Raw genomic sequence first — 13,695 nt, 5'->3', positions numbered from 1 at the left:
CGGAGAATCGCATGGCCCGCAACATCAACGGTATGCAGCGTGCTCAACCGAAAGCGGGACCCGCGAGGGCCGCAAGATCAACCATCGCAAAAGGGAGGAAAGCATGAACATCACCATCAATCGCCGCCAGTTCATCATCGCAACCGGCGGCCTCGCCGCATCCGCAACCTTTCCGGCACGGGCGCAAGACAAGCCGAAGCTCCGCTTCTCCGCGGTGTTCTCGGAACAGGATATCCGCGCGGAGATGATGCAGAGGTTTGCCGACGCGATCGCCGACGACTTCACTTTTGAAGGCTACTACGGCGGCAACCTCTTCAAGCAGGGTACCGAGCTCGTCGCGCTGCAGCGGGGCAATCTCGAAATGGGCAACATTGCGCCGCAGGACATCTCCAAGCAGATCCCGGCCTGGTCGATCGTGACCGCCGGTTACCTGTTCCGGGACGCGGCCCATGTAAGGACCTTCTTCAACAGCGAGCCCGGCGCCGAGTTGAAGGGAATGGCCGAGGATCAGCTTGGCATAAAGATTCTTGGGCCGACCTATTTCGGCGTTCGCCAGGTTGGCCTCAAGCCGGAAAAGGAGATCCGCACGCCCGCAGACCTGGCAGGCATCAAGCTGCGCATGCCCCCCGGAGACGCATGGCAGTTTCTTGGAGAGGCGCTTGGCGCCAATCCCACGCCGATGGCCTATGCCGAGGTCTATACGGGCCTGCAGACCGGTGCGATCGACGGACAGGACAATCCGCTGCCGAATGTCGAGAACATGAAGTTCTACGAGGTGATGTCGCAGATCGTGCTCACCTCTCACCTCGTCGGCTTTGACCTGCTGACCGTGTCAAAGAAGGTTTGGGACGAAATGGATGCGGACACCCAGGCCCGCTTCCAGGCGGCAGCGGATGCGGCCATCGACTTCTCAACGGAAAAACATCTCACGCGCGAAGCCGAGCTGGCCGACTCCTTCAAGGAGAAAGGCCTGAAGATCTATGAGCCTGACCGCGAGGCCTTCCGCGAGCATGTGCAGCAGAAGTATCTTGCCTCCGTCCTGGCCAAGGACTGGCCGGAAGGCATGGTCGAGAAGATCAACGCGCTTTGAGTGCCCGGCCCGCCACGGGCATGGCCCGCGGCGGGCTGGTTTACCGCATTCAGCAGGAATGAACCGCATGCCATCGAAATCACGGGTCGGTCTCTGGCTCTATCGCCGTGCGGAAAACCTTCTCGCGCTCATGCTTGGCGTGATGTTCCTTGCCTTTTTGCTGCAGGTCCTTTTCCGCTACGCGCTGAACCTGCCCGTTGGATGGACGAACGAGCTCAGCTCCATCCTCTGGATCTGGATTGTCCTCTTCGGTGCGGCCCTCGTGGTGCGAGAAGAGGAGGAGGTGCGCTTCGATCTGCTTTACGCTTCTGCCGGGCCGCGGCTTCGCCGGATCATGTTTCTGCTTTCGGCCGCGGCTCTGTTATTCCTCTACGGATACTCCTTTCCGGCGGTTGTCGACTACGTCACCTTCATGAAGGTCGAGAAGAGCTCCTATCTCAAGCTGCGCTTCGATTGGGTCTTCTCCATCTACATTGTCTTCGTTCTGGCCGTGATCGCCCGCTACATCTGGCTGTCCTGGCAGGTGCTTACCGGTCGCGACGTCGATGCGTTCGACCCGACGGAAGCGGGCTCCGGCGTATGAGCTTGGCCAGCCCTTTCTCCCTGTCGCTCGTGGCAATCACCGGGCTTGCCTTCCTGGGCCTGCCGATCGGCCACGCCATGATCGCCGGCTCCATTCTCTACCTGATGCTTTCGGGGCTCGACATGGGAACCGCCGCCGAGCAGCTGCTGAACGGCATGTATTTCAACTACATCATCCTTGCCGTGCCGCTGTTCATCCTCGCCGCGGAGCTGATGAATATCGGCTCGATGACGGACCGGCTCATGGCCTTCTGCAACGCGGTGGTCGGACGGTTCCGTGGCGGGCTGGCTCACGTCAACATCCTCCAGTCGATCATCTTTGCGGGCATGTCGGGCTCCGCGATCGCAGATGCCGCCGGAACCGGCAAGATGATGCAGCAGCTCATGACCAGAGATCAGAGGTATCCGCCGAGCTATGCCGCGGCACTGACGGCGGCGACAGCGGTGATCGGGCCCATCATCCCGCCCTCGATCCCGATGATCATCTACGCGTTGGTGTCTGACGCCTCGATCGGGTACCTGTTTCTCGCAGGCGTCGTGCCGGGGCTGCTGATGGCCCTCTCGCAGATGATCATCGTCGTCTTCGATGCGCACAGAAGGGGATTCCCGGTCGAGCCGCCCACGCCGCTTCGCGCCCTGCCGGGCATCACCTGGCGGGCGCTGCCGACGCTGATGATGCCTGTGGTCCTGCTCGGCGGCATCTACTCCGGTGTCACCACGCCGACGGAGGCGGCGGCCATCGCCGCAGCCTACGCGCTTCTCGTGTCGACGGTTCTCTACCGCAGCGTAAGCTTAGGCGATTTCTATCGGTCGGTGCTGTCAAGCGCACGGACCTCAGCATCCATCGGAATGCTGATCGCCGGCGCGATGGTCTTCAATTACGTCGTCACGGTGGAGAACATCCCGCAGGCACTGAGCGCGTTCCTGACCGCCCGCGATCTTTCTCCGACCGGTTTCCTGATCATCGTCAACATCGCACTCTTGCTGCTCGGCTGCCTGCTGGAGGGCACGACCATTCTTCTGGTCGTGGTGCCCGTGCTCATCCCGACGGCGCAGGCACTCGGAATCGATATGGTTCACTTCGGCGTCATGGTCGTTGTCAACATCATGCTCGGCCTCATTACCCCACCCTACGGTCTGCTTCTCTTTGTCATGACGCGGATTGCCGGCGTACCGCTGCGCCGGCTCGTTCGCGACGTGTTTCCGTTCCTGTGGGCCATGGTTGGCGCGCTCGGCCTCATCACCTTCTTCCCTGATCTCGTGCTTTGGCTGCCGAGGCTGCTCGGATATGGCGGCTGACTGCCGGAAAGGTAGGCGACAATGACCATCAAGCCCATTTTCGTCCTCAACGGACCGAACCTCAACCGCCTCGGAAAACGCGAGCCGGAAATCTACGGCACCACAACACTCACAGAGATCGAGGTGATGTGCCGCGAGGCGGCGAGCGACAGGCCTGTGCGATTCCATCAGTCGAATGCCGAGCATCAGCTTGTCGACTGGGTCCATGAGGCGATCGACGAAGGTGCGGGCATCCTCATCAACCCCGCAGGCTTGAGCTTCAGGTCGATCCCGCTGCTCGATGCGCTGAAGATGTTTCCCCGGCCCATCGTCGAGTTCCACATCTCCAACATTCACCGGCGCGAGGAGATCTATCACCGATCGCTCGTCTCGACCGTCGCCACCGCCGTGCTGGCCGGGCTTGGGTCGCGCGGATACGCGCTCGCAGTGAAGGCGTTGATCGACCTGGTTCGGGAGCATGAGACATGAAGACGTCGATCGCGACCGTGTCGATCAGCGGCGACCTGCGCGAGAAGCTGGCGGCGATCGCCGCCGCCGGTTTCGATGGCGTGGAAATCTTCGAAAACGATTTCCTCGCCTTTGACGGGACGCCAGCCGAAGTGGGCCGCATGATCCGGGATCACGGGCTGGAGATCACACTGTTCCAGCCCTTCCGCGATTTCGAGGGCCTTCCCGAGCCGCAGCGCTCACGTGCCTTCGACCGGGCCGAGCGCAAATTCGACCTGATGGCCGAACTCGGCACCGACCTGATGCTCGTGTGCTCCAACGTATCGCCGACCGCCCTTGGCGGTATCGACCGCGCCGCGGCCGACTTCCATGAACTTGGCGAGCGCGCCGCAAGGCGGGGGCTGAGGGTCGGCTACGAGGCGCTTGCCTGGGGGCGACACATCAACGACCATCGCGATGCATGGGAGATTGTGAGGCGCGCCGACCACCCCAATATCGGCCTCATTCTCGATTCCTTCCATACGCTGGCGCGCAAGCTCGACGTCGAGACGATCCGCGCCATCCCGGGCGATCGCATCTTCATCGTGCAGCTCGCGGATGCGCCCTGTATGGAGATGGACCTGCTCTCCTGGAGCCGGCACTATCGCAACATGCCGGGCCAGGGCGACCTGCCCGTTGTCGATTTCATGCGCGCTGTGGCGGCCACAGGGTATGACGGCCCACTCTCGCTCGAAATCTTCAACGACCAGTTCCGCGGCGGTTCGCCCAAGTCGATCGCGGTGGACGGCAGGCGGGCGTTGGTGAACCTGATGGACCAGGTCCGCCGCATCGAACCTGGCACGATTGCAATCGACGTGCCCGACATGCCCGAGCGGATTCCGGTGGAGGGCGTGGAATTCGTTGAATTCGCTGCCAATGACGAGGAAGCGGACGAGCTGGGCCACCTTCTTTCGACCATGGGCTTTGCGCCACAGGCAAAGCATCGCAACAAGGATGTGGTGCTGTGGCGGCAGGGACCCTCCGCGTCCGGCATCAACATCGTCATCAACACCGAGCACGAAGGCTTTGCCCATTCCTCGTATCTTGTGCACGGCACGAATGCCTATGCGTTCGGCATTCGAGTCGAGGACGCGCAGGCGACGGTGGCGCGCGCCCGCGCGCTTGGTGTTGAACCCTTCGAGCAGAAGCACGGGCCAGGCGAGCTGGCCATTCCGGCCATTCGCGGTGTCGGCGGCGGCGTGATCTATTTCATCGACAGCCGCAGCGAGCTTTCGCGTGTCTGGGATATTGAATTCGCGCCGCTCCCGGAGCGCAAGACGACGGTCGACGCAGGCCTTGTTGCCGTGGATCACATCGCGCAGACGATGAACTATGAGGAGATGTTGACCTGGATTCTGTTCTACACAGCGATCTTCCGTACCCGGAAGTCCCCGATGGTAGACGTGGTCGACCCCGGCGGGCTCGTGCGCAGCCAGGTCATAGAGAGCGAGAATGGCGCGCTGCGGCTCACGCTCAACGGCGCCGAGAGCCGCAGGACACTGGCGGGCCATTTTATCGCCGAAAGCTTCGGTTCGTCCGTGCAGCACCTCGCCTTTGCCAGCCGCGATATCTTTGCAAGCGCGGCGGCGATGCGGAAGCTCGGCTTCCGTCCGCTGGAGATCTCGCCCAATTATTACGATGACCTCGAGGCACGGTTCGGCATTGATGCAGCTCTGTCTCAACAGCTGCGGTCGCATAATATCCTGTATGACCGCGATGAAGGCGGCGAATATTTCCAGCTTTACAGCACCAATTACGGCGAGGGTTTCTTTTTCGAGATCGTGGAACGCCGCGGCGAATACCGCGGCTATGGTGCCGCCAATGCGTCCTTCCGTATCGCCGCACAGAAGCGAGAGCTGAGGCCGGCCGGGATGCCAAAGAGCTGAGGCGCGCCGGGTTTACGCGGCATCTTCCAGCGGGCTGTGCGTCAAATTCTGCACGTAGAGGCGCCAATCAGCGCACCGAAAGGCTGCGCGGAACCGACTGCCCGATGCCCTTTGTGTGCTGATTGCGTTCGAGGCGATTTGGGTCAATTTTCATGCGAAGGCCCGCCGGGAAGAAGCCGGTTGCCTGGCGCGCTGTAACCATACCGGAGGGAACGAGAGACGGCCTCAGCCTGAGACGCCACGTCGCTGCATGTGCCCCTCGACCAGCCTCAGAAGCCTTGTTGCGTCGATAGCGCGGCATATCGATCCTGCCGGGCGGGCCGTCGGCGTGTCCTCGGCGGCCAGCATGGCGTTGAGCACCGCCTCCTCGACCGCCTCTACGGCGGCAAGGTAGACGGAATCGAGCAGCTCGTCGTTGAGGCAGGTCATCTGCCGCCAGGGGCCGCTCAATTGGGGCAGGTCCATGTCGTTGGCGATGCTGAAGGCGAGGAACATGTCACCCGAATTGTTACCGCCCGGCGTGCCGCCGCGGCCGATCCCGATCGTGGCCCGCCGCGCCAGCTTTTGAAGCTGGGATGGCAGCAGGGGAAGGTCGGTACCGATGATGCAGATCACGGACCCGCGCTCGTGGTGCAAGTCGGGAATGCGATCCTCCCTCATGGCATGGCCGACCGGAACGCCGAGGACATTCAGCCATGGCCGCACGCCGTGATTGGCCTGTACGAGCACACCCAGGTGATATGTGCCGTCTGCAATCTCCACACGCCGCGAAGCGGTGCCGGTGCCGCCTTTGAACTCGTAGCAGATCATGCCTGCGCCACCGCCCACATTACCTTCGGCCACCGGCCCCGGGGATGCCGCGCGGATGGCTGCCAAGGCGTGCTCGGGACGGACATGCTGGCCGTTGATGTCGTTCAGCACGCCGTCATAGGTTTCCGCGACGACGGGCATGGCCCAGAGATGCGTGTCCCGCCACGCCTTGCCGTGGTGCTCCAGAATCCAACGTGTCGCCCCGTCATGCACCGCGCCCACGCTGTGGGTGTTGGTAAGCAGGATCGGCCCGACGAAGTAGCCGCCGTCGCGGATCCAGTGCGTGCCGGTCATTTCGCCATTGCCATTGAGCGTAAATTGGCCTGCCCAGACCGGGCGCGGCCTTGTCTCGAATCCGGCGGGGAGGATCGCCGTCACGCCCGTCTGCACCGGCAGCGGCCCCGTTTGCAGGCCCGGCTCGCGATGCGAGCTCAAGGTCTCGTATCCGACCAGAACGCCGGGCACGTCGGTGATGGCGTTGTGGGCGCCCGGCACTCCGGGCAGGCGGAGGCCAAGCTCACGGGCGCGCGGCCTGCGGCGTGTCTGCTTCTCGATCATCCTGTCATTTCCTCCTGGCCCGAAGATAGAGGCCAGCCGAGGCGACCAGGATCGAGAAGACGAGCATGATCGTCGCGATGGCGTTGATCTCCGGCTTTATGCCGCGCCGCAGCATGCCGTAGATGAAGACCGGCAGCGTGGTCGAGTCGACGCCGGCGATGAAGTAGGTAATGACCAGATCGTCCATGGAGATGATGAAAGCAAGCAGTCCGCCGCCGACGACGCCGGGCAGGATCAATGGGAGGGTCACGCGGCGGAAGGTTTGCCAAGGGTTTGCGCCGAGATCGGCGGAAGCCTCCTCCAGCTTGTCGTCCATGTCGGCGATGCGGGCGCTGACGACGATGAAGACGTAGCTGATCAGAAAGGTGCAGTGGCCGATCATGATCGTGTAGATGCTGAGCTGCGCGCCAAGGGAAACAAAGAAGATCAAGAGCGCGATGCCGAGCACGATGTCCGGCATGATCATCGGCATGAACATGAAAGCCCGGTAGAAGCTGCGCAGGCGGAAACGGTAGCGCGCAACTGCGAGCGCGATCGCCGTCCCAAAAATCGTCGACACGCTGCTGGCAACCAGGGCAACCAACAGGCTGTTGCGCACTGCAGCATAGAGCTGGCGGGTCGATTCAACGTAGAGAGTGGACTCCGTAAGTCGACTTGGGAAACCGAATATGGTGCGGTACCAGTCGAGCGTGAAACCGTCCCAGATCATCATGTTGACCGGGTTGGCATTGAAGGAGAAGACCACGATCAGCAGGATCGGCGCATAGATGAAGGCGAAGAAGAGGAGCCCATAGACCGATAGGAGGCGCGACAGGATGCCGGAACGCGTCATCTCATGTCTCCCGTCGGTTCGGGGGCGGCCGCGACGGCGCGATCTTCTCGCGTCATCTGTCGCACATAGACGAGCAGCAGAACGAGCACGGTGGCCATGACCACCATGCTGAGTGCGGCGCCGAAGGGCCAGTTGCGCGCCGAGAGGAACTGCTGTTCGATCAGATTGCCGATCATCATCACCTTGGCGCCGCCGAGCAGCGACGGCACGATGAAGTTGCCCAGGCTCGGTATGAAGACGATGATCGAACCGCCGATGACGCCGGGCAGCGTCATCGGCAGGATTACGCGGCGGAAGGTCTGCCAGCGGCCGGCGCCGAGGTCGAATGAGGCTTCCACCATGGCCATGTCGAGCTTCTCCACGCTCGCATAGACCGGCAGGAACATGAAGGGGATGAAGATGTAGACCATGCCGAGCACCACGGCAAAGCCGGTGAAGATCATCTCCAGCGGCTGGTCGACGATGCCGAGGCCCATGAGCGCCTGGTTGATGAAACCCGTTGGCCGAAGCAGCAGCACCCAGGCAAACAGCCGCACGATGAGGCTCACGAAGAAAGGAAGCGTGATGAGGAAGATGAAGAGGTTCTTGCGCCACTCGGGCTGGCGGCTGATCCAGAAGGCGGCTGGATAGCAGATGGCGAGGCTTAAACCCACGGTGCACAGCGCCAGCCAGATCGAGCGGGCGAAAATCCGCAGATAGGCGGGGTCGAACTGCTCGTAGCGCGTATTGGCCCAGCCGAAGATGCGGCCGTAATTCAGGTGGTAGAAGTTCCACACCACGCCGCCGTAGAGGCCGGGCTCGAGCCAGCTATAAATCAGCATAATGACGAGCGGCCCCAGAAAGAAGACGCCGAGGAACAATGTCGGGCCGCCGAGCAGGCCGAGAAGCGCTATCGCCTGGCGCCATTTCAGCGTGCCGCGAACCATCATCGGCCGGCCTCCTCATCGAGGAGCACATGCAGCGTGGCCGGCGGAAAGTGCAGCTCTACCGCCTGGCCGGGGGCGGGCGTGGAGCCAAGATCCTCGCCTGCTGGCAGCGATGCCTTGAGCGTTCCGTGGGCCTGCGTGTGCACAAGGATCTTGTAGTGTGCACCAACGAAGAAGACCTGCTTTATCCGGCCCTGAAAGCGCAGACCGCCCGCGTTATTCTTGCCGGTGGCGGGCCGCGCATCTTCGGGACGGGCCATCAGTCGCACCTTCGCGCCCACCATCAGGACGTTGCCCGTTGACGCGGGCAGGCGCACCTCCTGGCCGTCGGACAGTCGCAAGGCGATTCCGGCAGGGTCGGATTGGGTGACGGTTGCAGGAAAGAGATTGCTCTCGCCCACGAAACGCGCCACGAAGACGTTGCGCGGGGCGCGATAGAGCTCTTGCGGGCGGCCGATCTGCTGCAGCTTCCCATGGCCCAACACCGCCACCCGATCCGACATGGTGAGCGCTTCTTCCTGATCGTGCGTCACGAAGACGAAGGAGATGCCGAGCTCGTGCTGGAGCGCTTTCAACTCCTGCTGCATCTTGTCCCGAAGACCCTTGTCCAGAGCGGAAAGCGGCTCGTCGAGCAGCAGAATCTTGGGCCGCGCGACGAGGGCGCGGGCAAGGGCAACCCGCTGCTGCTGGCCACCGGACAGCTGGTTGATGCGTCTGTCTCCGAAGCCTGCAAGGCCGACGAGTTCCAGCATTTCGCCCACCCGCCGGCGGATCTCCGCCGGGTCTACCCGAGCGACCTCGAGGCTGTAGGCCACGTTGCGCGCCACCGACAGGTGCGGGAACAGCGCATAGGTCTGGAAGACCGTGTTGACGGGACGCCGATAGGCAGGCTGCCGGGCGATGTCCTGCCGGTCGATCAGGATCTCTCCGCCGTCGAGATCCTCAAAGCCGCTGACCACCCTGAGCAGGGTGGTCTTGCCGCAGCCGGAGGGGCCGAGCAGTGTCAGGAACTCGTTCCGCGCGACGGTGATCGACACATCGTCGAGCGCGACCACTTCCTGCCCCTCCGGGGTGGCGAAGCGCTTCTTCGCGTGCCGGATTTCCAGAACCGGGTGATCGGGATCTGCCTCGGTTTCCTGTGTTTTCCGGCTGGCTACCATCGCGCTCGTTGCTTCCATTGTCAGCGCCTCATTGTGCTGCCGTCTTGAGGCGCCTCCACTCGCGGGCATAGAGGCGGATGTCCTCGCCCAGATCATGAAAGATCTGCAGTCGTTCCATCACCTCCTGCGGCGGGTATATGGTCTCGTTGTTGGCGATTTCCTCAGGAATGAGCTCCAGCGCCGGTATGTTGGGCGTGCCGTTCATCTGCTGGGCGACGTTCAGGGCAGCGATCTCGGGCCGCAGATAGAACTCCAGGAACTTGATGGCGTTTTCCCGGTTCGGAGCGCTTTCCAGCACGCACATGTCCTCCTGATAGATCGTGGCGCCCTCCTCCGGGATCACATATTCCAGAATGTCGGGCATCTGGCTGACGAAGATGTTGGCGCCGACATACCAGTGGGCGGCAGCGACATCCCCTGACTGGACCAGGGGGATGCTGTCATAGGTGAAGGCCGACACGTCGCCGATGCGCTCTATGATGTAGTCCGTCGCCTTCACCACTTCCTCTTCGTCCACCGAATTTACCGAGGTGCCGTTCATGATGTGGCCGATGCCGATCGTTTCGCGCGGATCGTCGAGAAGGATGACCTTCTTGCCAGCCTCGGCAACGGCGAAGAGGTCCGCCCAGCCCTTGATGGGCGTGTCGACCACCTTCTTGTTGTAGACGATGCCGACGCTACCCCAGGCGTAGGGCAGACAATATTCGGCTTGCGGATCCGTCTTTGCGCGGATGAAGGTCTGGTCGATGTTCTTGAAGTCTGGATGGCTGCCGATACCGGTCTTGGCGAGCAGGCCGAGGTTGAACATGACGTCGTGCATCCAGACCGACGGAAATACGATGTCGTAGCCTGTGGCGCCGGCCTGGATCTTGGCCAGCATCTCCTCGTTCGTGCCGTAGGTATCGAGCGTGACCTCGACGTCGAACTCTTCGCTGAAGCGCTGCAAGACTTCCGGATTGATGTAATCACCCCAATTGTAGAGGTTGAGACGGCCTTCAGCGGCAGCGGGCGCGACGACAACGGCAAGGGCCATGGCAAGCGCAGATGTCGCCGCCGAGGTCCGGGCGGTTTTTCGGGACTTTTGCATGGTGGCTTCCCCTCATTCTGGTTTTTGCCGGAAGAGCGTTCCACCGGCATGGCCATCAGGGTGCTGCAGTGATAACATTTCTGTCAAATGTTATTTTTCTTTCATTTTGCGCCCCGAAAAGAGGTCGGAGATGCCTGGATTTGCTTCCTACCCGCAGCTCAGTTTCGACGAGTTCGTCGAGGCACTCGAACAGGCCGTTCCGAGCCTGCCACGGCAGGAGGCCAAGCTTGCACAGTTCGTTCTGCTCAACTTGAACACCTTGGGACTGGAGACCGGCAAGTCGCTGGCGGCGAGGGTCGGCGTCAGCGAGGTGACGGTCGGACGGCTGCTGCGCAGACTCGGCTGCAACGGCATGAAGGAGCTGAAGGAACTGCTGCGCCAGCAATACACAGTGGCCAGCCCGGCACCGGAAGCGCGGCAGGGCGTGCACAGGGCGCTGGAACAGGTGATGGAGGCGGAAATCGGCGTCGTCACGGCAGTCTTCCAGCAGACGACGGGCGCGGACTGGGAGCGCGCGGGCAGCCTTTTGTCGCAGAGCGAGCGGATATTCATCACCGGTTTCCAGTCCGTCCGCGGAATCGCAGAGGATTTCGCCCGCCGTCTGTCGCTTGCGCGCGGCAACGTGAGTTATCTTTCGCCCCACGACGGCATGCTGGCCGAATGGGCACGCATCGAAGGCACAACGCCCGGAAGCGATTGCCTCGTGCTGGTCGATGTCGTGCCTTATGCCCGCGAGGCAATCGAGGTTGCGCGGCTTGCTCGGGAGGAGGAGCGGGCCTGCATTGTGGTTTCCGACGAATATTGCCATTGGAGCCGCGGCATCGCCGACGCGGTCATTTATGCACCGTCACGAACCGGCTTGTTCCTGGAATCGACGGTCGGCATATCGCTGGCGCTGAGCCTGCTCGTCGATGCCGTGGCCGCTGCCCACCCGGAAGAATCGCGGGAACGCCTGTTGCAGTGGAAAGCCCACGCCAAGCGGCTGCGGATCTTCTGACCCTCTGCCCGCACGGGCAAAATCCGTCCGGTACCCGGCAATGCTTTGACGTCCTCCAGCCAGGCGCGAAACCGGCCAATCGCGAGCGAGCAGAATCGGCCCTATCGGGGGTTTGCCTCACACATGCTTGGCCGCGCAGGCTGCAGCTTGTGCCGATGTGCCAGGCGGGCTAGCCTGCCCTTCCAGACAGGGTCGGGAGGTTGATGTGATCTGGATCGCCATTGTGGCCGGCTTTATGCTGGTTCTCGCCTATCTGTGGTATGTGGCGCTGATCCGCAGGCGCAACCGGGTGCAGGAGGCCTTATCCTCCATCGACGTGCAACTGCGCAAACGGCACGACCTTCTGCCCAACGTGCTGAAGATGGCCGAGCGCTTCATGGCACACGAGCGCGAGCTTCTGGCCCGGCTCACGGAGCTGCGCAACCAGGCGCAGGCGCCCTACGATCCGCGCATCGGCGAGCAGGTGCGCCAGCATCTCGATGCCGAGGGCTCACTTCAGGCCGGCCTGCGTCAGCTTTTCGCCGTGGCGGAGAACTATCCCGAGCTGCGCTCCAGCGAGACCATGTCGAATGCCCAGCTCACCTTCAACGAGGTGGAAGGTCACATCGCCGCCGCCCGGCGCTTCTATAACGCGGCTGTCACCGAACTCAACAATGCTGTGCAGATCTTTCCCGGCTCACTGATTGCCGGGTTCGCCCGCGTACAGACCATGCCGTTCTTCGAGATCGAGGACGAGGCGGCACGCCAGCCGGTCGATGTCTCGGATGTTCTGGGCCAGTCCACCGGCGTGCCTCAGGAGGGAGCGTCACCGAAGCAGGGATCCTGACATGAGCGCTCAGCCTGAGCTTTCGCCACAGGCTCCGCACGATCTCTCGGCACATTACCGGCAGCACATCGCCCCGGCCCTGGCCCGGATGGAACGCCAGCGCCGGCAGGCGGTGAAGCGCATCATCGTCCTTGGCGTGCTGGCCGTCACCGCGCTTGGCGCGATGCTGGCCGGCGACCTGATCGCGGTCATGACCGGCCTGGACGACTTCTTCATCATAGCCGGCGCCATTCTCGTCATCTTCGCGGCGCTCGCCGGCGCTGCCATGATCTACAAGCAGATACACGCCAAATTCAAGCAGGTGCTGGTGGGCGGCATCTGCGAGGCGATGGGCCTGAAGTTCTCGCCTGGCCGGTTCCGGTTTGCCTTCGCGCCCTTCAGAGAAACCGGGCTGGTGCCGGGTCATGACAGGCGCAACCTGGAGGACAGGATCGCCGGTGAGCACAACGGAGTTCGCTTCGAGCTCTGCGAGGCGCTGCTCGAACGCCGCACCGAACGGCAGGACAGCGACGGCAACACCAAGGTCGAATACCGCACCGTCTTCCGCGGGTTGCTGATGATCTACGAGTTCCCCAAGCGGTTTCAGGGCCGCACGGTGGTGGTGCCCGATGCCACCTGGCTCGGCAACATGATCGTGGGGCTCGGGCGCGAGGGCGAACGCGTCAGGCTGGAGGATCCGCGTTTCGAACGCATGTTCGAGGTCTATTCCAATGATCAGGTGGAAGCGCGCTACCTGCTCACGCCCACCTTCATGGAGCGGCTGCAGCGGCTGGCGGAGAACACCGGCGAGGGTCCGCGCAGCCTGGCAGCCGCCTTCATCGGCAGCCGGCTGCTCCTCGCCCTGCGCTGCGGCGAAAACCGTTTCGAGGGTGGCCACATCTTCAAGCCTTTCGACCAGCCGGAGCGGTTGGAAAAGCTGGTAGAGGAACTCGGCATCATCTTCGAGATCATCGACACGCTCGATCTCGACAACCGCAGCCGGATCTGATCACGCAGCCGGTCAGCACCTTGCAATTTCTCCTTGGGCGCACATCGCTCAAGTCGATGCGCACCCTGCTGATCTCGCCCGGCCTGCGACGAAACGCTATTGCCCTGTGTAGCTGGGCTGGCGGCGCTCGATCGCCCTGCTCAGACATGCCAAAGAGGCCCCTTGCGA

Annotated in this window: 13 protein-coding genes; 8 read left to right on the top strand and 5 right to left on the bottom strand. The window is 62.6% G+C overall.

The window, feature by feature from the left end; translation table 11 throughout:
- The first annotated feature begins 103 nt into the window (after window positions 1–103).
- The 5 genes from dctP to NYR58_RS02780 all read left to right on the top strand — a co-directional run bounded on the left by dctP (window position 104) and on the right by NYR58_RS02780 (window position 5,343).
- A complete protein-coding gene (gene dctP, locus NYR58_RS02800) occupies window positions 104–1,090 on the top strand; it encodes a TRAP transporter substrate-binding protein DctP (protein WP_261518950.1) in 987 nt (328 codons plus the stop codon).
- 67 nt (window positions 1,091–1,157) lie between these two features.
- Window positions 1,158–1,673, top strand: a complete 516-nt coding sequence (locus NYR58_RS02795) for a TRAP transporter small permease (RefSeq protein ID WP_261518949.1) — start codon at window positions 1,158–1,160, stop codon at window positions 1,671–1,673.
- The gene (locus NYR58_RS02790) at window positions 1,670–2,971 is read left to right on the top strand and encodes a TRAP transporter large permease (protein ID WP_261518948.1); all 1,302 of its coding nucleotides are present in this window, start codon (window positions 1,670–1,672) and stop codon (window positions 2,969–2,971) included. The genes NYR58_RS02795 and NYR58_RS02790 overlap by 4 nt, the downstream gene beginning before the upstream one ends.
- Before the next feature lie 21 nt (window positions 2,972–2,992).
- A complete protein-coding gene (locus tag NYR58_RS02785) occupies window positions 2,993–3,439 on the top strand; it encodes a type II 3-dehydroquinate dehydratase (RefSeq protein WP_261518947.1) in 447 nt (148 codons plus the stop codon).
- Entirely contained in the window at window positions 3,436–5,343 is a 1,908-nt protein-coding gene (locus NYR58_RS02780; protein ID WP_261518946.1) for a bifunctional sugar phosphate isomerase/epimerase/4-hydroxyphenylpyruvate dioxygenase family protein, read from the top strand. Before NYR58_RS02785 ends, NYR58_RS02780 begins: the two co-directional genes overlap by 4 nt.
- Before the next feature lie 225 nt (window positions 5,344–5,568).
- On the opposite strand, the gene NYR58_RS02775 is transcribed toward NYR58_RS02780, so the two are convergent.
- From NYR58_RS02775 to NYR58_RS02755, 5 genes are read right to left on the bottom strand one after another with little or no spacing between them, the layout of a single operon-like run.
- Window positions 5,569–6,711: a DmpA family aminopeptidase gene (locus tag NYR58_RS02775; protein ID WP_261518945.1), complete on the bottom strand. Its 1,143-nt coding sequence runs from the start codon at window positions 6,709–6,711 to the stop codon at window positions 5,569–5,571.
- Window positions 6,712–6,715: 4 nt separating this feature from the next.
- A complete protein-coding gene (locus NYR58_RS02770) occupies window positions 6,716–7,543 on the bottom strand; it encodes an ABC transporter permease (protein WP_261518944.1) in 828 nt (275 codons plus the stop codon).
- A complete protein-coding gene (locus NYR58_RS02765; protein ID WP_261518943.1) occupies window positions 7,540–8,472 on the bottom strand; it encodes an ABC transporter permease in 933 nt (310 codons plus the stop codon). Before NYR58_RS02765 ends, NYR58_RS02770 begins: the two co-directional genes overlap by 4 nt.
- Window positions 8,469–9,647: an ABC transporter ATP-binding protein gene (locus NYR58_RS02760; RefSeq protein WP_378074529.1), complete on the bottom strand. Its 1,179-nt coding sequence runs from the start codon at window positions 9,645–9,647 to the stop codon at window positions 8,469–8,471. The genes NYR58_RS02765 and NYR58_RS02760 overlap by 4 nt, the downstream gene beginning before the upstream one ends.
- A 10-nt stretch (window positions 9,648–9,657) precedes the next feature.
- The gene (locus NYR58_RS02755) at window positions 9,658–10,662 is read right to left on the bottom strand and encodes a polyamine ABC transporter substrate-binding protein (RefSeq protein WP_261518942.1); all 1,005 of its coding nucleotides are present in this window, start codon (window positions 10,660–10,662) and stop codon (window positions 9,658–9,660) included.
- On the opposite strand from NYR58_RS02755, the gene NYR58_RS02750 reads away from it, so the two are divergent.
- The 3 genes from NYR58_RS02750 to NYR58_RS02740 all read left to right on the top strand — a co-directional run bounded on the left by NYR58_RS02750 (window position 10,661) and on the right by NYR58_RS02740 (window position 13,527).
- On the top strand, window positions 10,661–11,713 hold the full coding sequence (locus NYR58_RS02750; RefSeq protein ID WP_261518941.1) for a MurR/RpiR family transcriptional regulator: 1,053 nt from the start codon (window positions 10,661–10,663) through the stop codon (window positions 11,711–11,713). The two genes, NYR58_RS02755 and NYR58_RS02750, sit on opposite strands and share 2 nt — an antisense overlap.
- A 205-nt stretch (window positions 11,714–11,918) precedes the next feature.
- On the top strand, window positions 11,919–12,539 hold the full coding sequence (locus NYR58_RS02745) for a LemA family protein (protein ID WP_261518940.1): 621 nt from the start codon (window positions 11,919–11,921) through the stop codon (window positions 12,537–12,539).
- Between the two features lies 1 nt (window position 12,540).
- Window positions 12,541–13,527 (top strand): DUF3137 domain-containing protein, encoded by a 987-nt coding sequence (locus NYR58_RS02740; RefSeq protein ID WP_261518939.1) that lies wholly within the window; start codon window positions 12,541–12,543, stop codon window positions 13,525–13,527.
- Window positions 13,528–13,695 lie beyond the last annotated feature (168 nt).

It is taken from the genome of Chelativorans intermedius, from assembly GCF_025398255.1.
Classification (GTDB): domain Bacteria; phylum Pseudomonadota; class Alphaproteobacteria; order Rhizobiales; family Rhizobiaceae; genus Chelativorans; species Chelativorans intermedius.
This window is presented reverse-complemented; position numbering and strand designations above follow the sequence as displayed.